The 18,181-nt window shown below is 61.6% G+C and carries 17 protein-coding genes, 1 other RNA gene and 2 pseudogenes; 15 read left to right on the top strand and 5 right to left on the bottom strand.

Going from position 1 to position 18,181, the window contains the following annotated elements:
- Nucleotides 1-83: 83 nt before the first annotated feature.
- The 6 genes and pseudogenes from petA to LOY67_RS22775 form a co-directional block, all read left to right on the top strand.
- A complete protein-coding gene (gene petA, locus LOY67_RS22800) occupies nucleotides 84-677 on the top strand; it encodes a ubiquinol-cytochrome c reductase iron-sulfur subunit (RefSeq protein WP_265064548.1) in 594 nt (197 codons plus the stop codon).
- Complete coding sequence (locus tag LOY67_RS22795) at nucleotides 677-1,888, top strand: cytochrome b (RefSeq protein ID WP_042732149.1); 1,212 nt, start codon at nucleotides 677-679, stop codon at nucleotides 1,886-1,888. Before petA ends, LOY67_RS22795 begins: the two co-directional genes overlap by 1 nt.
- Complete coding sequence (locus tag LOY67_RS22790; protein WP_265064547.1) at nucleotides 1,888-2,670, top strand: cytochrome c1; 783 nt, start codon at nucleotides 1,888-1,890, stop codon at nucleotides 2,668-2,670. The genes LOY67_RS22795 and LOY67_RS22790 overlap by 1 nt, the downstream gene beginning before the upstream one ends.
- 148 nt (nucleotides 2,671-2,818) lie before the next feature.
- A complete protein-coding gene (locus LOY67_RS22785) occupies nucleotides 2,819-3,436 on the top strand; it encodes a glutathione S-transferase N-terminal domain-containing protein (protein WP_047701361.1) in 618 nt (205 codons plus the stop codon).
- Between the two features lie 16 nt (nucleotides 3,437-3,452).
- Nucleotides 3,453-3,866, top strand: a complete 414-nt coding sequence (locus LOY67_RS22780) for a ClpXP protease specificity-enhancing factor (RefSeq protein ID WP_265064546.1) — start codon at nucleotides 3,453-3,455, stop codon at nucleotides 3,864-3,866.
- A 196-nt stretch (nucleotides 3,867-4,062) separates the two neighbouring features.
- Nucleotides 4,063-4,176 (top strand): annotated as a pseudogene (locus tag LOY67_RS22775) (nucleoid-structuring protein H-NS); the annotation flags it as partial.
- A 328-nt stretch (nucleotides 4,177-4,504) separates the two neighbouring features.
- Here the strand turns inward: LOY67_RS22775 and LOY67_RS22770 are convergent.
- The 5 genes and pseudogenes from LOY67_RS22770 to LOY67_RS22750 form a co-directional block, all read right to left on the bottom strand.
- A pseudogene (locus LOY67_RS22770) lies at nucleotides 4,505-4,648 on the bottom strand (DUF6124 family protein); the annotation flags it as partial.
- Nucleotides 4,649-5,428: 780 nt separating this feature from the next.
- The gene (locus LOY67_RS22765; protein WP_024781263.1) at nucleotides 5,429-6,007 is read right to left on the bottom strand and encodes a BON domain-containing protein; all 579 of its coding nucleotides are present in this window, start codon (nucleotides 6,005-6,007) and stop codon (nucleotides 5,429-5,431) included.
- Nucleotides 6,004-6,597 carry a phosphoheptose isomerase gene (locus LOY67_RS22760; RefSeq protein ID WP_024781264.1) on the bottom strand — a complete coding sequence of 198 codons (594 nt, stop codon included), beginning with the start codon at nucleotides 6,595-6,597 and terminating at the stop codon, nucleotides 6,004-6,006. The genes LOY67_RS22765 and LOY67_RS22760 overlap by 4 nt, the downstream gene beginning before the upstream one ends.
- A 110-nt stretch (nucleotides 6,598-6,707) precedes the next feature.
- On the bottom strand, nucleotides 6,708-7,070 hold the full coding sequence (locus LOY67_RS22755) for a YraN family protein (protein WP_265064545.1): 363 nt from the start codon (nucleotides 7,068-7,070) through the stop codon (nucleotides 6,708-6,710).
- Nucleotides 7,070-8,881 (bottom strand): penicillin-binding protein activator, encoded by a 1,812-nt coding sequence (locus LOY67_RS22750; RefSeq protein ID WP_265064544.1) that lies wholly within the window; start codon nucleotides 8,879-8,881, stop codon nucleotides 7,070-7,072. The genes LOY67_RS22755 and LOY67_RS22750 overlap by 1 nt, the downstream gene beginning before the upstream one ends.
- Nucleotides 8,882-9,238: 357 nt before the next feature.
- Here LOY67_RS22750 and rsmI point away from each other — a divergent pair, with 357 nt between their 5' ends.
- The 9 genes from rsmI to mraY all read left to right on the top strand — a co-directional run bounded on the left by rsmI (nucleotide 9,239) and on the right by mraY (nucleotide 18,180).
- Nucleotides 9,239-10,111, top strand: a complete 873-nt coding sequence (rsmI, locus tag LOY67_RS22745; protein ID WP_265064543.1) for a 16S rRNA (cytidine(1402)-2'-O)-methyltransferase — start codon at nucleotides 9,239-9,241, stop codon at nucleotides 10,109-10,111.
- A 74-nt stretch (nucleotides 10,112-10,185) separates the two neighbouring features.
- An RNA gene (gene rnpB / locus LOY67_RS22740) (RNase P RNA component class A) lies at nucleotides 10,186-10,539 on the top strand.
- A 307-nt stretch (nucleotides 10,540-10,846) separates the two neighbouring features.
- A complete protein-coding gene (gene mraZ, locus LOY67_RS22735) occupies nucleotides 10,847-11,302 on the top strand; it encodes a division/cell wall cluster transcriptional repressor MraZ (RefSeq protein WP_003205355.1) in 456 nt (151 codons plus the stop codon).
- Nucleotides 11,299-12,246 (top strand): 16S rRNA (cytosine(1402)-N(4))-methyltransferase RsmH, encoded by a 948-nt coding sequence (rsmH, locus tag LOY67_RS22730; protein ID WP_413776152.1) that lies wholly within the window; start codon nucleotides 11,299-11,301, stop codon nucleotides 12,244-12,246. Before mraZ ends, rsmH begins: the two co-directional genes overlap by 4 nt.
- Nucleotides 12,243-12,536: a cell division protein FtsL gene (gene ftsL / locus LOY67_RS22725; protein ID WP_041020575.1), complete on the top strand. Its 294-nt coding sequence runs from the start codon at nucleotides 12,243-12,245 to the stop codon at nucleotides 12,534-12,536. The genes rsmH and ftsL overlap by 4 nt, the downstream gene beginning before the upstream one ends.
- The gene (locus LOY67_RS22720; RefSeq protein ID WP_265067813.1) at nucleotides 12,536-14,275 is read left to right on the top strand and encodes a peptidoglycan D,D-transpeptidase FtsI family protein; all 1,740 of its coding nucleotides are present in this window, start codon (nucleotides 12,536-12,538) and stop codon (nucleotides 14,273-14,275) included. The genes ftsL and LOY67_RS22720 overlap by 1 nt, the downstream gene beginning before the upstream one ends.
- The gene (locus LOY67_RS22715; protein WP_265064542.1) at nucleotides 14,275-15,738 is read left to right on the top strand and encodes a UDP-N-acetylmuramoyl-L-alanyl-D-glutamate--2,6-diaminopimelate ligase; all 1,464 of its coding nucleotides are present in this window, start codon (nucleotides 14,275-14,277) and stop codon (nucleotides 15,736-15,738) included. Before LOY67_RS22720 ends, LOY67_RS22715 begins: the two co-directional genes overlap by 1 nt.
- Nucleotides 15,731-17,098, top strand: a complete 1,368-nt coding sequence (locus LOY67_RS22710; protein ID WP_265064541.1) for a UDP-N-acetylmuramoyl-tripeptide--D-alanyl-D-alanine ligase — start codon at nucleotides 15,731-15,733, stop codon at nucleotides 17,096-17,098. Before LOY67_RS22715 ends, LOY67_RS22710 begins: the two co-directional genes overlap by 8 nt.
- A complete protein-coding gene (gene mraY, locus LOY67_RS22705) occupies nucleotides 17,098-18,180 on the top strand; it encodes a phospho-N-acetylmuramoyl-pentapeptide-transferase (protein ID WP_265064540.1) in 1,083 nt (360 codons plus the stop codon). The genes LOY67_RS22710 and mraY overlap by 1 nt, the downstream gene beginning before the upstream one ends.
- Nucleotide 18,181 lies beyond the last annotated feature (1 nt).

The raw sequence follows: 18,181 nt of genomic DNA, 5'->3' as shown, positions 1-18,181 counted from the left end.
TTCGGCAAAATTTTTATAAGTTCAGATTTTTACTTAGTAGACGCCTGATCTAACAGGCCACAAAGCTGATGGGAGAGGACTGAATGAGCAATGACGGCGTGAATGCAGGCCGGCGTCGCTTCCTGGTAGCAGCCACATCCGTGGTGGGTGCTGCAGGAGCGGTGGGGGCTGCGGTCCCGTTCGTGGGGTCATGGTTTCCCAGTGCCAAGGCGAAAGCTGCAGGTGCACCGGTGAAAGTGAATGTCAGCAAGATCGAGCCAGGCCAGCAGATGATTGCTGAATGGCGCGGCCAGCCGGTGTTCATCGTCCGCCGTACCGAGGAGATCCTGGGGAATCTGAAAAAGATCGAGGGCCAGCTGTCCGATCCCTCTTCCAAGAACTCGGTCCAACCGGAATACGTCAATCCTGAAACGCGCTCGATCAAGCCGCAGATCCTGCTGCTGATCGGGATCTGCACGCACCTGGGTTGCTCGCCTACGTTCCGTCCCGAAGTGGCCCCTGCCGATCTGGGCAAGGACTGGGTTGGTGGCTATTTCTGCCCTTGCCACGGCTCCCATTACGACCTGGCGGGTCGCGTCTACAAATCGCAGCCTGCACCTCTGAACCTGCCAGTTCCCCCGCATTCCTATGAGACCGACGACATCATTGTCATCGGCGTCGATACGGAGAAAGCGTGATGAGCAAACTTATGGATTGGGTTGATGCGCGCTTTCCCGCGACCAAGATGTGGGAAGACCATCTCAGCAAGTACTACGCTCCGAAAAACTTCAACTTCTTCTATTTCTTCGGCTCCCTGGCATTGCTCGTTCTGGTCAACCAGATCGTCACCGGTGTCTGGCTGACCATGAGCTATACCCCGTCGGCGGAAGAAGCGTTCGCTTCTGTCGAGTACATCATGCGCGACGTCGAGTACGGCTCGATCCTGCGCCTGCTGCACTCCACCGGCGCTTCGGCGTTCTTCATCGTGGTTTACCTGCATATGTTCCGTGGCCTGCTCTACGGTTCGTACCAGAAGCCCCGTGAGCTGGTGTGGGTCTTCGGCATGTTGATCTACCTGGCGCTGATGGCCGAAGCCTTCATGGGTTACCTGCTGCCGTGGGGCCAGATGTCCTACTGGGGTGCCCAGGTGATCATCTCGCTGTTCGGCGCGATCCCGGTCATCGGCAACGACCTGACCCAGTGGATCCGTGGTGACTACCTGATCTCGGGCATTACCCTGAACCGCTTCTTCGCCCTGCATGTGGTGGCCCTGCCGATCGTGATCCTCGGCCTGGTGGTGTTGCACATCCTGGCGCTACACGAAGTTGGCTCGAACAACCCGGATGGCGTGGACATCAAGAAGCACAAGGACGAGAACGGCGTACCGCTGGATGGCATCGCCTTCCACCCGTACTACACCGTGAAGGATATCGTCGGCGTGGTGGTGTTCCTGTTCATCTTCTGCTCCATCGTGTTCTTCTTCCCGGAGATGGGCGGCTACTTCCTCGAGAAGCCGAACTTCGAACAGGCGAACGCCTTCAAGACGCCTGAGCACATTGCCCCGGTCTGGTACTTCACGCCGTTCTACGCAATTTTGCGGGCGATCCCCGACAAGCTGCTGGGCGTTATCGCCATGGGTGCGGCCATCGCCGTGCTGTTCGTCCTGCCGTGGCTGGACCGCAGTCCGGTCAAGTCGATGCGCTACAAAGGCTGGCTGAGCAAGATCTGGCTCGTGGTGTTCTGCATCTCGTTCGTGATCCTGGGTGTGCTGGGCGTACTGGCACCGACTCCTGAGCGTACGTTGCTGTCGCAGGTCTGTACGTTCCTGTACTTCGCCTACTTCATTCTGATGCCGTTCTATACCAGGCTCGAGAAGACCAAACCGGTTCCGGAAAGGGTGACTGGCTGATGAAAAAGCTATTTGCTGTACTGATTCTTGCTGCCATGCCTGTCTTGTCCTTCGCGGCCGAACACGGTGGTCCAGAGCTGGAAAAAGTCGACATCGACGTTTCCGATAAAGCCGCCATGCAGGACGGCGCACGCACGTTCGCCAACTACTGCATGGGTTGCCACAGTGCCAAGTTCCAGCGTTACGAGCGTGTGGCCGATGACCTGGGCATTCCCCATGAGCTGATGCTCGAGAAACTGGTGTTCACCGGCGCCAAGCTGGGCGATCACATGACCGTCGGCATGCAGCCGGCAGATGCCAAGACCTGGTTCGGCGCTGCGCCGCCCGACCTGACCCTGGTCGCTCGTGTACGCGGTACCGACTGGCTCTATGGCTACCTGCGTTCGTTCTATGAAGATCCTGCGCGTCCATGGGGCGTGAACAACAAGGTCTTCCCGAACGTCGGCATGCCGAACGTTCTGGTCGGCCTGCAGGGTCGTCAGGTGGTAGGCTGCAAGCAGGTTCAGATCGTCGAGCATGGCAAGAAGCAATACGATCCGCTGACCGGTACCGCGTTGACTCACGAAGCCTGCGACCAGCTGACCATCGTGCCGAACAGCGGCGCCCTGACGCCTGAGCAGTTCGACGAGAAGGTCAAGAACCTGGTGACCTTCCTGGCCTATTCGGCCAACCCGGTGAAGCTGCAGCATCAGCGCATCGGTACCTATGTATTGCTGTACCTGGCGTTCTTCTTCGTATTCGCTTATCTGCTCAAGCGTGAATACTGGAAAGACGTACATTGATAAAGCTGTAAGCCGTTGCTGTTAATCGTGCGCGCCCAAGGGCGTCTCTGAAAGTGTAACGAGCCTGGTCGGCCAGGTGTTACGGGAGACGCCCTCTGGGCGCGCTCGTTTTTCTTTCCCAGAATTTCTACAAGCGAGGAGGATCGCCATGGGCGTGACCAATCGGTTGGCCTGTTACTCCGACCCCGCCGACCACTATTCCCACCGGGTACGTATCGTACTGGCAGAAAAGGGTGTCAGCGCCGAGATCATTTACGTCGAGGCCGGCCGCCAGCCGCCGAAGCTGATCGAGGTGAACCCCTACGGCAGCCTGCCCACGCTGGTCGATCGTGACTTGGCACTGTGGGAGTCGACGGTGGTGATGGAATACCTGGATGAGCGTTATCCGCATCCACCCTTGCTGCCGGTATACCCTGTGGCGCGTGCCAACAGCCGCTTGTTGATCCATCGCATCCAGCGTGACTGGTGCGGGCTGGTGGATCTGATCCTGGATCCGCGGACCAAGGAGCCGGCGCGGGTCGTGGCGCGCAAGGAGTTGCGTGAAAGCCTGACGGGCGTATCGCCGCTGTTCATCGATAAGCCGTTTTTCCTCAGTGAGGAACAAAGCCTGGTGGATTGCTGCCTATTGCCCATACTCTGGCGTTTGCCGATTCTGGGTATCGAACTGCCGCGGCCTGCCAAGCCGCTGCTTGATTATATGGAGCGCCAATTTGCGCGTGAGACTTTCCAGGCGAGTCTGTCTGGTGTCGAACGCGACATGCGCTAAGGCTTAGGGAGCCGCTATGAACTCCAGTCGACCTTATCTGGTCCGCGCGCTCTACGAGTGGATTGTGGACAATGATTGCACCCCGCACATGCTGGTCAATGCCGAGTATCCGTCGGTACAGGTGCCGCAGGGTTTTGCCAATGACGGGCAGATTGTCCTGAACGTTTCGCCGGCCGCCGTGCGCCATCTGCACATGGACAACGATGCCGTGAGCTTCGAAGGCCGCTTCGGCGGTGTGCCGCACACGCTGTACGTGCCTATTGCTTCGATCCTGGGGATTTATGCTCGGGAGAATGGTCAGGGTATGGTGTTTGAACTCGAGGCGCCGTTGGAAGGGGAGGATGAGTACGAGGCGGATGATGAGCTGCCGCCACCGGATGATGAGCCGCCGCGGCCTAGTGGGCGGCCTAGTCTGAAGGTGGTGAAGTAGGGGGTGGTGAAGTAAGGGTGGTGTGTAGATCCGTTTCTTCGGTAACGGCGACTTATGGTTCCGCTTTTACAGCGTCTCACTTTTGAGAAGCGCAAAAGTAAGCAAAACGCTTTTGCCCCACCACTCGGTGCCTCGCTAAAGCTCGGCATGCCCTCACTCCGGCATTGCTCCGTGGGCCCGCCGCGAAGGGCCATCCATGGCCCAGCGCGGCTATCCCGGCATCCATGCCGGGATGCCCACTGCGCAATACCTGCGTTCGGCCATCGTGGTTAACGGGGCGCCCGAGATCAAGAACCGGCGCGAGGCGGCCTTACAGCCGACCTGGCTCTTTCGGGTGTACGCCAGTCCCACTGTGGGAGCGAGCTTGCTCGCGAAGGCGGCCTGACAGCCGACCTATCTCTCCCGGTTGTGCTTCAGTCCCCTGTGGGAGCGAGCCTGCTCGCGATGGCGTCCTGACAGCCAACCTCTCTCTCGGCTGTACTTCCAATTTGTAGGGTTGAGCCTGGTGACGAGGCGTCCCCAAACCGCCCGCCTCGGGGTGTCAGACCTTATCAACTTGCTGTTCAGAGGCGCTTCGCACCCCAACGGGGCGGTGCGACGTTTCGCTAAATCCCCTCACCACAAAAAGGTTGTCCGACCTATCGTGGATCAACAACATCCAACGCTCGGTTTGCCAGCAACTCACTGAGTTCGACCATCTGCTGGACGCCGAAGGCTACATGCCGGTTGGAGCCTTCCAGGTTGAAAGCCAGATCGCTGAGCATGGCATTGGCGGAGGCCAGCTATACGCGGGCTGGAAACCGGAGTGAGGAGCCAAACCCGGCAGACTCGAAAGTCTCCCGCGCACAGCCGCCATAACGCAGAACTGCACACGCAAAAAAAGCGATGCAGTATCTCATGTGGCGTGCAGTTGCATCCTCACATATCGGGTTTCCAGGCCCGGTCGCTGAATTGCAGCGACCGAAAAAGGTTAGCGAGAACCCTTCCCACCCGGCAACCGCCAGGAATCGTCGGAAAATTCGGTCGGGCTGTCCGACCATTCCCACAGATGTAGGTTGGCTGCCAGGCCGCCATCGCGAGCAGGCTCGCTCCCACAGGGGATTGAGGTCAGCCGGAAGATACAAGTCGGCTATAAGGCCGCCTTTGCGAGCAAGCTAGCTCCCACAGTGGGACTGGCGTACACCCGAAAGAGCCAGGTCGGCTGTAAGGCCGCCTCGCGTCGGTTCTTGATCTCGGGCGCCCCGTTAACCACGATGGCCGAACGCAGGTATTGCGCAGTGGGCATCCCGGCATGGATGCCGGGTTAGCCGCGCTGGGCCATGGATGGCCCTTCGCGGCGGCCCACGGAGCAATGCCGGAGTGAGGGCATGCCGAGCCTTAGCGAGGCACCGAATGGTGGGGCAAGAGCGCTTTGGTTACTTTCGCGCTTTTCGAAAGTGACTCGGCGTAAGGCCGAAACCATAAGTCGCCGTTACCGAAGAAATGGATATACACCCAAACCCCACCCAAAAAAAACGGCGCTTCTCTCTCAGAGCAAGCGCCGTTCTACTACCCACGTACCATCAATCAATATATTCAAACAACTTGACGATCTTCTGCACCCCGGAAACCCCCTGCACCAGGTTGGTCGCCTGTGCGGCCTCCTTCTTGGTCAGCAGCCCGAGCAGATAAACGATGCCATTCTCGGTCACAACCTTGATACGCGAACCAGGAATGCTGGCATCGGTCAGCATCTGGGTCTTGATCTTGGTGGTCAACCAGGCATCGTTCTGCCGCGCCAGCAGCGAGGAGGGTTGCAGGACCTGCAGTTCGTTATGCACGGTCTTGACCCGTTGCACAGCGCTGGCCTCCTGCTCGGCCTTGGCCTTGAGGTCCTCGCGTGGAGTCTGGCCGGCCAACAGCACGACACCGTTGAAGCTGGTCACAACGATGTGCGAATTGTTGTCCAGGTCCGGGTCGGCCTTGGCGATGTTCACGCCGACTTTGGTTTCGATCAGGGAGTCATCGATCTTGCTGCCGAAGGTGCGGGTGCCGCGGTCGTCTTCAATCGGCTTTTCCCGGCTGGCGTTAACCACCGATGTGCAGCCGCTGATGCCGAGGCACAGGGTCAGGGCCAGAAGGCCCAGGCGATTAGGGGTCATTCTTCACTCCCGAATATTTGGCTGTCGATCAAGTCGCAAAGACAGTGGATCGCCAGCAGGTGGACTTCCTGAATACGTGCGGTGACTTTGGCTGGTACGCGGATCTCGACATCTTCCGGCAGCAGCAGTGAAGCCATGCCGCCGCCGTCGCGCCCGGTCAATGCTACGACAATCATTTCGCGATCATGTGCGGCCTGGATCGCCTGAATAATATTGGCCGAGTTACCGCTGGTGGAAATCGCCAGCAGCACATCGCCGGGTTGGCCCAGGGCGCGGATCTGTTTGGAGAAGACTTCGTTGTAGCTGTAGTCGTTGGCGATCGAGGTGATCGTCGAGCTGTCGGTGGTCAGTGCGATGGCCGGCAGGCTCGGGCGCTCGCGTTCGAAGCGGTTGAGCAGTTCGGACGAGAAGTGCTGGGCGTCGCCGGCGGAACCACCATTGCCGCACGAAAGCATCTTGCCTTCGTTGAGCAGGGCGTTGACCATCACTTGGCTGGCTTGCTCGATGTAGGGTGCAAGTACGTCCATCGCCTGTTGCTTGGTGTCGATACTGGCCTGAAAAAGCTGGCGAATTCGCGATTGCATGTCCATCTGGTGACCTTAAGTAGCGCGACTTATCGGCACAAACATGTGCGGCGCGCAAAGCAAAGAGCAAAAGTTGAGTGAAGGTGTCCGGCTCGGTTCGTCATGGACCTGGACGTTCAGCTGTCGAAGGCGTTCTGCAGCCAGTTCAGCTGACCGACACTGCTGTCGATGGCAACCACGTCGAAACGGCAGGGGTGATCGGCCCAGCGGGATTCGCGTTGCAGGAAGTACTGCGCGGCGAAAACCAGCTTCTGGCGCTTGCGCTCGTCGATGCTATCGAGCGCGCCACCCCATTGGGTATTTTTTCTGTAGCGGACTTCGACGAATACTACTGTATCGCCGTCAAGCATGACCAGATCAAGCTCGCCGCGTTTACACAACCAGTTCTGCGCCACCAGGCGCAGACCTTGCTGCTGGAGATGCACAAGGGCCTGGCCCTCGGCATCCCGTCCGCTTTGCTGGCGTGATCGTTCGGGCATCAGCGCTGGGTGTCCGGCAGGCGCTGTACCTGGCCGTTGACGAACTCGGCCCAAGGCAACTGGCGTTGAACCCGTTGGGACTGGGACACCGCCAGGCTACCCGACAGGCCTTCGATGCGGCTGTCCGGCAGTGTCTTGAGCTGGCCCAGGCGCGGTGCCAGGCGATAGGCATCGGCGCCCATCGCATACAGCCGGCCCAGGCTGCCGGCAGCTTGCGGCCACTGGGCAGTGACCTGCTTGCGCAGTGGGTCGTTGGCATCGAGCAGCCACGGGGTTTCGCAGAAGCGAATGCCGTTCATGTCGTTGTACTGGTTCTGGTCGCCGCTGGCGCTGAACACCTGGGACGTCGCGTAGACCGGCACGTCGCCAGCGTACTGGAAGTTCAGGGTCGGCTTGATCTGCTGGGCCTGTTGCGGGGTCGCCGCCAGGAAGATGAACTCGATGTCCTGGCGACGGGAAGGCTGGGCCGCCACCGTGGTGCCTACGGTGTTCTGCAGGCTCTTGGCACGACCTTCACTCTGGCGCAGTTGGAACATGTCGGCGATCTGCTGGGCCAGTTGCACCGGCTGGTCGACGCGCTCGATGGCGAGGATGCTGCCACCGGTGGCTTGCCAGTCCTGGCTGAAGGCTTTCAGTACGCGATCACCCCATTCGCCCTTCGGCACCATGACCGCTGCGCGGTGCAAGCCGTCGGCGCGGGCGCGGCGGGCAACTTCACGGGCTTCATCCTCGGGGGCCAGGCCGAACTGGAACAGTTGGGGTGGACCTTGCTCGCCTTCGCTGTAGTTCAATGCCAGGGTGGTGATCGGCAACTGCGGGCGCGTGCTGATCTGCTTGACCAATGGTTTTTCCAGGGGGCCGACCACCAGTTGCACGCCGTCGGCCTGGGCCTTGCGATAGAACTCGTCCATGGAAGTCAGGGTCGAGCTGTCGTAGAACTGGATGCTCGGTGGGTTCTGCCCGGCCTGCTGGGCCTGATAATGCGAGGCCATGAAGCCTTCACGCAGGGCTTTGGCGACTGCGGCCAACTGGCCATTCTGGGGCAGCAGCAGGGCGATCTTGCTCAGGGGCTGGCTTGCCAGTTCCTTGAGTTTGACCAGGGGCGTCGGCAGTTGGAGGGCGGCCGGGTGTTTCGGGTTCTGTTCGCGCCAGTGGTCGATGGCCGCTTGCTGCTGTTCCAGGGTGCCGGCGGTTTTCACGGCGCGGGCCAGGCTCAGCCAGCCGCCGAGGTCGTCGGTGGTGGTCGGTTGCAATTGATCGGTGGGCAGCGAGGCAATCAGCGACCAGATCGCTTCGTGGTTCTTGGCGGCGACTTCGTTCTCGAGCAGGGGCGCGATGAAGATGCGCTCCTTCGCGGCGGCCAGGGTCTGGCCATCGGCTTCAAGGGCACGGGCATGAACGGTCCCGGTGCGAATCTGCTGTTCCACCGGCATTTCGCTCAGGTGTTGCAGGCTCGGGTGGCTCAGGGCGGTCAGCGCGGCCTTGGGCTGGTTGCGCGTCATCGCCAGTTCCGCCGCCAGGGTGCTGGCGAAAATCTGCTGGCCTGGCTTGAGCTGTTCCAGCGGCACTTGTTGCAGGATCTGTGCGGATTGGCCGGCGTTGCCCTGGCGGTAGGCCAGGTCTGCCGCGCTCAGGCGCAGCAGGGCGGCTTTTTCCGGTGCTTTGCTTTGGGCGGCCTGTTCGAGCAGTTGCTCAATACTGGCATCCGGGGTCCGGGGGAGTTCGCCAAGGCTGGACGAGGGCGAGCTGGCGCAGGCCGCCAGGAGGGCGGCGAGGCAAAGGGCGGAGAGCAGCCGCAGGCAAGCGATCATGTAAATGTCCTGATACGAGATCAAATTAGCGTCGAATTGTACCCAAGCGCTGGCCGGGGCGCGATGTCAGTGGCGTGAATCGATCAATTTAGATGGTTCAAATGTTGTGGTGCAGCACAAAGCGTTGTTCACTCAGGTGGTGACACTAAAACCTGTGGCGAGGGGATTTATCCCCGCGGGGCTGCGCAGCAGCCCCAAAAGAAGCTCCCCCCCCGCTTTCCTGGCACACCGAGGCGGTAGTTCTTGGGGCTGCTACGCAGCCCAGCGGGGATAAATCCCCTCGCCACAATAGCTGATGTGAAGCTTGGACGGCCGACACGCTACAATGGCGGTTTTACCGATTGTGAGGTGCGCGTTTTGACTGCTCCAGGTGCTTTGAATTCCGCTGCGGGCTCGCTTTATGTGGTGGCGACGCCCATCGGCAACCTGGACGATATCAGTGCCCGGGCGCTGAAGATCCTGCGGGAGGTCGCCCTGATCGCGGCGGAAGACACCCGCCATTCCCAGCGCCTGCTGCAGCATTTCGGCATCGCCACGCCGCTGGCCGCTTGCCACGAACATAATGAGCGGGACGAGGGCAGTCGTTTTATCACGCGTCTGTTGGCGGGCGATAACGTTGCGCTGATCTCCGATGCGGGCACGCCACTGATCTCCGACCCCGGCTACCACCTGGTGCGCCAGGCCCGTGCGGCGGGCATCAGCGTGGTGCCGGTGCCGGGCGCCTGTGCCTTGATCGCGGCATTGTCGGCGGCCGGCTTGCCATCGGACCGCTTCATCTTCGAAGGCTTTCTGCCGGCCAAGGCCGTGGGGCGTCGGGCGCGCCTGGAGTCCATAAAGGAAGAGCCGCGCACACTGATTTTCTACGAGGCGCCCCACCGCATCCTCGAGTGCCTGCAGGACATGGAGCTGGTGTTCGGCCCTGAGCGTCCGGCGCTCCTGGCGCGTGAGCTGACCAAGACCTTCGAAACCCTCAAGGGGTTGCCGCTGGCGCAGTTGCGGGCCTTCGTCGAAAGCGACAGCAACCAGCAGCGTGGCGAATGTGTGGTACTGGTGGCGGGTTGGACCATGCCGGACAGTGAAGAGGCCGTCAGTAGCGAAGCGATGCGCATCCTGGATCTGCTGCTCGAGGAAATGCCGCTCAAGCGTGCGGCCGCCCTGGCTGCGCAAATCACTGGCGAGCGCAAGAACGTGTTGTACCAGGTCGCGCTCGACCGGCAGAAGACCCGGTAAAACCGGACAGGCAACATGGCCAAAGGCTTTTAGCGCTTGTTCTTCAGGCGCTCTGCCGTTAACCTTCGCGGCGGAGAGTCGATCGGACAGTCGCTGCCCTCTATGAGAATTAGGGGGGGGAGGAAAGTCCGGGCTCCATAGGGCGAAGTGCCAGGTAATGCCTGGGAGGCGCGAGCCTACGGAAAGTGCCACAGAAAATAACCGCCTAAGCGTTTCGGCGCCGGTAAGGGTGAAAAGGTGCGGTAAGAGCGCACCGCACGGCTGGCAACAGTTCGTGGCTAGGTAAACCCCACTTGGAGCAAGACCAAATAGGGTCCCAAGGCGTGGCCCGCGCTGGGACCGGGTAGGTTGCTAAAGATGTCCAGTGATGGCCATCGTAGACGAATGACTGTTCAAGACAGAACCCGGCTTACAGATCGACTCTCCACCTTTTCCCTCCCTGCCGAAATCACTGGCAGACGCATTTCCTAAGACCAAAAAAATCTTACTCTTAACAAATCACTTTAACTTGTGCGCGCAGCTTCCTGTGGTTGCTCGGGTTGAGGTGAAAAATCCTACGTCAGATTCTTGTTGCCCCTCCTGAAACGCTCCTAAATCTCCGATCTATAAGGCTTTTCCTTCAATCCGCGCCTTGACGGTGCGGTAGGCGCATTCCTATAGTGTGCGCGAGTGGAGGAAAGTGGCATGAAGTGGGTTTTTTGGACGTAAAACGCTAGATTTTGGAGAAACGCTGACGTGTTTCGCGGAGCCAACGCTATCAGTCTCGATGCAAAGGGCCGTCTCGCCATGCCGAGCCGGTACCGTGACGAGCTCGTTTCGCGTAGTTCCGGTCAGCTGATCGTCACGATCGATGCTGTTGACCCCTGCCTATGTGTCTACCCATTGGATGAATGGGAAATCATCGAAACCAAACTGCGCGCACTGCCTTCGCTACGTGAAGAAAACCGCCGGCTGCAACGCCTGCTGATCGGCAATGCCGTCGACCTCGAGCTCGATGGCAGCGGTCGTTTCCTGGTTCCGCCGCGCCTTCGCGAGTACGCCAAGCTGGACAAGCGCGCGATGCTGGTGGGCCAGCTGAACAAGTTCCAACTGTGGGACGAAGATGCCTGGAATGCGGTTTCCGCCGCCGACCTTGCTGCTATTCAACAACCGGGCGCCATGCCTGACGAACTGCGTGATCTGATCCTGTGACTATTGATAGCGGCTTCAACCACATCACCGTACTGCTTGACGAGGCCGTCGAGGCCCTCGCCGTACGTCCTGATGGCTGCTATCTGGACGGCACGTTCGGGCGCGGCGGGCACAGCCGGTTGATTCTCAGCCAGCTCGGCCCGGATGGGCGGCTGCTGGGATTCGACAAGGATCCTCAAGCGATTGCCACCGGGCAAGCGCTGGCGGCCGAAGACGGCCGCTTTGTCGTTGTGCAGCGCAGCTTTGCGGAGCTGGGGGCGGAGGTCGCCGAGCGTGGCCTGGCCGGCAAGGTCAGCGGGATCCTGCTCGACCTGGGCGTCTCTTCGCCGCAGCTGGACGATCCTGAGCGCGGCTTCAGTTTCCTCAACGATGGCCCGCTGGACATGCGCATGGATCCGTCTCGCGGAATCAGCGCCGCCGAATTCGTCAACACCGCCCCGGCGGAGGAAATCGCCCGCGTCTTCAAGGAATACGGCGAAGAGCGTTTCTCCGGGCGCATGGCTCGCGCCGTTGCCGAACGTCGCGACATCAAGCCATTCGAGCGCACCGGCGACCTGGCCGAGGTGCTGAAAGTCGCCAACCCGGCATGGGAGAAGGGCAAGAACCCGGCGACCCGTGCTTTCCAGGGTTTGCGCATCCACGTCAACAATGAACTGGGCGACCTCGAGGCCGGCCTTGATGCCGCCCTGGAAGCGCTGGAGATCGGCGGTCGCCTGGTGGTGATCAGCTTCCATTCCCTGGAAGACCGTATCGTCAAGCTGTTCATGCGTAAGCTCACCAAAGGCGAGGCCGATAACCTGCCGCGCAACCTGCCGGTGCGTTTCGAGGCCTTCGTGCCGAAAATCAAGATCCATGGCAAGGCGCAGTTCGCCTCCGAGGCGGAACTCAAGGCCAACCCCCGCGCCCGTAGCGCCGTCATGCGTGTTGCGGAGAAGTTGCGGTGAGCAAGCTCTTCGCCAAGCCCCTGCCGGGCGGCAGCTTTTTCATGCTGCTGCTGTTTATCGGCGTGCTCGTGTCGGCCATCGGCGTGTCCTATAGCGCGCACTGGAACCGGCAGTTGCTCAATACCCTTTATAACGAGCTGAGCGTGCGCGACAAGGCGCAGGCCGAATGGGGCCGGTTGATCCTGGAGCAGAGCACCTGGACTGCCCACAGCCGCATCGAAGTCTTGGCCACCGAACAGCTGAAGATGCGCATCCCCAATGCGGCCGAAGTGCAGATGGTGGCGCCATGATGAAGCTCGAAGGGGCACTGTTCCCATGGCGGTTCCGTCTGGTCCTGGGGTTGCTCGGGATCATGGTGGCTGCCATCTCGTGGCGCATCATCGACCTGCAGGTGGTCGACCGTGACTTCCTCAAGGGGCAGGGCGATGCTCGCAGCGTGCGTCATATACCGATCCCGGCTCACCGTGGCCTGATCACCGACCGCAATGGCGAACCCCTGGCCGTGAGTACGCCGGTGACCACCCTGTGGGCAAACGCCAAGGAAATGCAACTGGCCAAGGAAAAGTGGCCGGCCCTGGCCGCTGCGCTCGGGCAGGACCCCAAGGCCCTGGCCGAACGCCTGGAATCCCAGGCCAATAAAGAATTCATCTACCTGGTGCGCGGGCTGACGCCCGAGCAGGGCCAGAGCGTGCTCGACCTGAAGGTGCCGGGTGTCTATGGCATCGAAGAGTTCCGGCGTTTTTATCCGGCCGGTGAAGTGACGGCCCACATGGTCGGCTTTACCGACATCGATGATCGGGGGCGCGAAGGGGTCGAACTGGCCTACGACGAATGGCTCGCCGGAGTCGCCGGCAAGCGCCAGGTCATCAAGGACCGGCGCGGCAGGCTGATCAAGGATGTCCAGGTCACCAAAAACGCCAAGGCCGGCAAGCCCTTGGCGTTGTCCATTGACCTGCGCCTGCAATACCTGGCCAACCGCGAGCTGCGCAATGCCATCGTCGAGAACGGTGCCAAGGCTGGCAGCCTGGTGATCATGGACGTGAAGACCGGCGAGATCCTGGCCATGGTCAACCAGCCGACCTACAACCCGAACAACCGCCGCAACCTGCAACCGGCGATGATGCGCAACCGCGCCATGATCGACGTGTTCGAGCCGGGTTCGACCATGAAAGCCGTGTCCATGGCCGCCGCGCTGGAAACCGGACGCTGGAAGCCGAGCGACACCGTCGAGGTGTATCCGGGGACCTTGCAGATCGGCAAGTACACCATCCGCGACGTGTCCAAGACCGAAGGCCCGGTCCTCGACCTGACCGGCATCCTGATCAACTCCAGTAACGTGGGCATGAGCAAGATCGCCTTCGACATCGGCGGCGAGACCATCTATCGCCTGGCGCAGAAGATCGGTCTCGGCCAGGACACCGGCCTGGGTTTCCCTGGCGAACGTGTCGGCAACCTGCCGAACTACCGCGAGTGGCGCAAGGCAGAGACGGCAACCCTGTCTTACGGCTACGGCGTCTCCGTGACCGCGATCCAGTTGGTCCACGCGTTTTCGGCGTTGGCCAACAACGGCCGCATCGCGCCCCTGACGCTGATCAAGACCGACAAGCCGCCGCAGACCACCCAGGTGATCCCCGAGAACGTTGCCAAGACCATGCAGGGCATGTTGCAACAGGTCATCGAGGCGCCGCGTGGCGTCTTCCGCGCCCAGGTGCCGGCCTATCACGTCGCCGGTAAATCGGGTACGGCCCGCAAGACCTCCGTGGGCACCAAAGGCTACGCCGAGAATTCCTACCGTTCGCTGTTCGCCGGCTTCGGTCCGATGAGCGACCCGCGCTACGCCATCGTGGTGGTCATCGACGAGCCGAGCAAGGCGGGCTACTTCGGCGGCCTGGTGTCGGCGCCGGTGTTCAGCAAAGTCATGTCCGGCACCCTGCGCCTGATGAACGTCACCCCGGATAACCTGCCGCCGACCCAGCAGGCGAGTACCGCACCGGTCGTCCCCTTGAAAGCCGATGGAGGGCGTGGCTGATGTCCTTGAGCCTGAACAAGATTTTTGCCCATGCCGGTCACGATCTGCTGATTCGCGAGCTGGCCCTGGACAGCCGCAACGTCCGCGCCGGGGACCTGTTCCTGGCCGTCCCGGGCGCCCGGTACGATGGCCGCGCCCACATCGCCGATGCCTTACAGCGCGGCGCGGCTGCGGTGGCCTATGAAGTGGAAGGCGCGACTGTGCTGCCGATCACCGATGTGCCGCTGATTCCGGTCAAGGGCCTCGCGGCGCAACTATCGGACATCGCCGGGCGCTTCTATGGCGAGCCGAGCCGCCACCTGAACCTGATTGGCGTGACCGGCACCAACGGCAAGACCAGTGTCACCCAACTGGTGGCCCAGGCGTTGGACCTGCTGGGGCAGCATTGCGGTATTGTCGGGACGCTGGGTAACGGTTTCCACGGCGCACTGGCGAGCGGCCTGCACACCACGCCGAACCCGATTGCCGTGCAGGCGACCCTGGCCGACCTGAAAAAGGCCGGTGCCAAGGCTGTTGCGATGGAAGTCTCTTCCCATGGCCTGGACCAGGGGCGCGTCACTGCGCTGGCGTTCGACGTCGCGGTAATGACCAATCTGTCCCGGGATCACCTGGACTATCACGGCACCATGCAGGCCTATGGCGAAGCCAAGGCCAAGCTGTTTGCCTGGAACGACCTGAAGTGTCGGGTCATCAACCTCGACGACGCGTTCGGCCGGCAATTGGCGGCCAACCAGGGCGAGTCCCGGTTGATCACCTATAGCGTGGAAGATGCCGGCGCCTACCTTTATGTACGCCAGGCGCAGTTCGACGACGAGGGCGTGCGCGCCACGCTGGTCACGCCACAGGGCGAGCATCATCTGCGCAGCACCTTGCTGGGGCGCTTCAACCTGAGCAACGTGTTGGCCGCCATCGGCGCCTTGCTGGGGCTGGATTATGCGCTGGATGAAATCCTCAAGGTCCTGCCGAAGCTCGAAGGCCCGGCCGGTCGCATGCAGCGCCTGGGTGGCGGTACCCAACCGCTGGTGGTGGTCGATTACGCCCACACGCCCGATGCCCTGGAAAAAGTCCTGATGGCCCTGCGGCCTCACGCCAAAGGCAAATTGCTCTGCCTGTTCGGCTGCGGCGGCGACCGTGATCGCGGCAAGCGCCCGTTGATGGCCGAGGTGGTGGAGCGGCTGGCCGATGGCGTGCTCGTCACTGACGACAACCCGCGCAGCGAAGACCCGTCGCAGATTTTCGACGACATCCGCGCCGGTTTTTCGGCGGTGGACAAGGTGGCCTTCGTGGCCGGTCGCGGCCAGGCGATTGCCCAGTTGATCGCCAACGCTTCGGCGGACGATGTGGTCGTCCTGGCCGGCAAGGGGCACGAGGACTACCAGGAAATCAACGGCGTGCGCCATGCATTCTCCGATCTGGTCGAGGCCGATCACGCCTTGACCGCCTGGGAGGTGGCCCATGCTTAAAGCCTTGAAACTCAGCGAGCTGACCAACGCCCTGAATGCGCGTCTCATCGCTGCGGATGCCAGTTTCGACGGCGTCAGCATCGACAGCCGGGCCATTGCCCCGGGACAACTGTTCGTCGCCTTGGCCGGGCCACGTTTTGACGGCCACGATTACCTGAACGAGGTTGCGGCCAAAGGCGCCGTGGCGGCATTGGTCGAGCGCGAAGTGACCAACAGCACGCTGCCGCAGTTGCTGGTCGGCGACACCCGTCAGGCCCTCGGCCAGCTCGGCGCACTGAACCGTGCGGCATTCGGCAATCCGGTCGCGGCCATCACCGGTTCCAGCGGCAAGACCACGGTCAAGGAAATGCTCGCCAGCATCCTGCGCACCCGTGGTCCGGTACTGGCCACCCGGGGCAACCTGAACAATGACCTCGGCGTGCCGTTGACCCTGCTCGAACTGGCGCCGGAGCACAGCGCCGCCGTCATCGAACTCGGTGCCTCGCGGCTCGGCGAAATTGCCTACACCGTGGGCATGACCAAACCCCACGTCGCCGTGCTCAATAACGCCGGAACCGCCCATGTCGGTGAGTTCGGGGGGCCGGAAAAAATCGTCGAGGCCAAGGGCGAGATCATCGAAGGGCTGGCTGCCGATGGCGTCGCCGTGCTGAATCTCGACGACAGGGCTTTCGAAATCTGGAAGACCCGGGCGGGTGAGCGCAAGGTGCTGACCTTTGCCCTGAGCAACCTCGCCGCGAACTTCTACGCCAGTGACCTGGACCGCGATGCCCGTGGTTGCCCGGCCTTCAACCTGCACAGTCCCGACGGCGCGGAGCGGGTCCAGCTGAACCTGCTGGGCACCCATAACGTCGCCAATGCCCTGGCCGCCGCCGCCGCCGCCCATGCGCTGGGGGTGTCCCTTTCGGGCATCGTCGCGGGTCTTAACGCCGTGCAGCCGGTCAAGGGCCGCACAGTGGCGCAACTGGCCAGCAACGGCATGCGGGTGATCGACGACACCTACAACGCCAACCCGACGTCCATGTGCGCGGCGGTGGATATCCTCGCCGGTTTCTCCGGCCGTACCGTGCTGGTGCTGGGGGATATCGGCGAGCTGGGCGATTGGGCGCAACAGGGGCATCACGATGTCGGCGCCTATGCCCGTGGCAAGGTCGACGCGCTGTACGCCGTCGGCCCGATGATGGCCCACACCGTCGCTGCGTTTGGCGAACACGCACAGCATTTCACCACCCAGGCTGAACTGATCCAGGCCCTGGGTGCCGAGCAAGACCCGAACACCACCCTATTGATCAAGGGCTCTCGTAGCGCAGCGATGGAAAACATCGTCGCGGCGCTGTGCGGCACCCGTACGGAGAAACATTGATGCTGCTGCTGCTAGCGGAGTACCTGCAACAGTTCTACAAAGGCTTCGCGGTCTTCCAGTACCTGACCCTGCGCGGGATCCTGGGTGTGCTGACCGCGTTGTCGTTGTCGCTGTTCCTGGGCCCGTGGATGATCCGCACCCTGCAGAACCTGCAAATCGGCCAGTCGGTACGTAACGACGGACCGCAGTCGCATCTGTCCAAATCCGGCACCCCGACCATGGGCGGCGCGTTGATCCTGTCGTCCATCGGCGTCAGCACCTTGCTCTGGGCTGACCTGGCGAACCGCTATGTCTGGACCGTGCTGTTGGTGACCCTGTTGTTCGGCGCCATCGGTTGGGTTGACGACTACCGCAAGGTCATCGAGAAGAACTCCCGTGGGCTGCCGAGCCGCTGGAAATATTTCTGGCAGTCGGTGTTCGGCCTGGGCGCGGCAGTCTTCCTTTATATGACCGCTGCTTCGCCGGTGGAAACCACCCTGATCCTGCCGATGCTCAAGGACTACAGCATTCCGCTGGGTGCGGGCTTCGTCGTGCTGACCTACCTGGTGATCGTCGGTTCGAGTAACGCGGTCAACCTCACCGACGGCCTCGACGGCCTGGCGATCATGCCGACGGTCATGGTCGGCGGCGCGCTGGGGATCTTCTGCTATCTGTCGGGTAACGTGAAATTCGCCGAATACCTGCTGATCCCCTATGTACCGGGGGCGGGCGAGCTGATCGTGTTCTGCGGCGCGTTGATCGGCGCCGGCCTGGGTTTCCTCTGGTTCAACACCTACCCGGCCCAGGTCTTCATGGGCGACGTCGGCGCGCTGGCGTTGGGCGCGGCCCTGGGCACCATCGCCGTCATCGTTCGCCAGGAAATCGTCCTGTTCATCATGGGCGGTGTGTTCGTGATGGAGACCCTGTCAGTGGTCATTCAGGTTGCATCCTTTAAATTGACCGGCCGCCGCGTATTCCGTATGGCGCCGATCCACCACCACTTTGAACTCAAGGGCTGGCCCGAGCCGCGGGTGATCGTCCGTTTCTGGATCATCACCGTGATTCTGGTGCTGATCGGCCTTGCCACCCTGAAATTGAGGTAGA

The sequence above is a fragment of the Pseudomonas sp. B21-056 genome (assembly GCF_026016325.1).
In the GTDB taxonomy this organism is placed as follows: Bacteria; Pseudomonadota; Gammaproteobacteria; order Pseudomonadales; family Pseudomonadaceae; genus Aquipseudomonas.
Note: the sequence above shows the minus strand (reverse complement) of the source record. Positions and strands in the feature narration are given on the sequence as shown.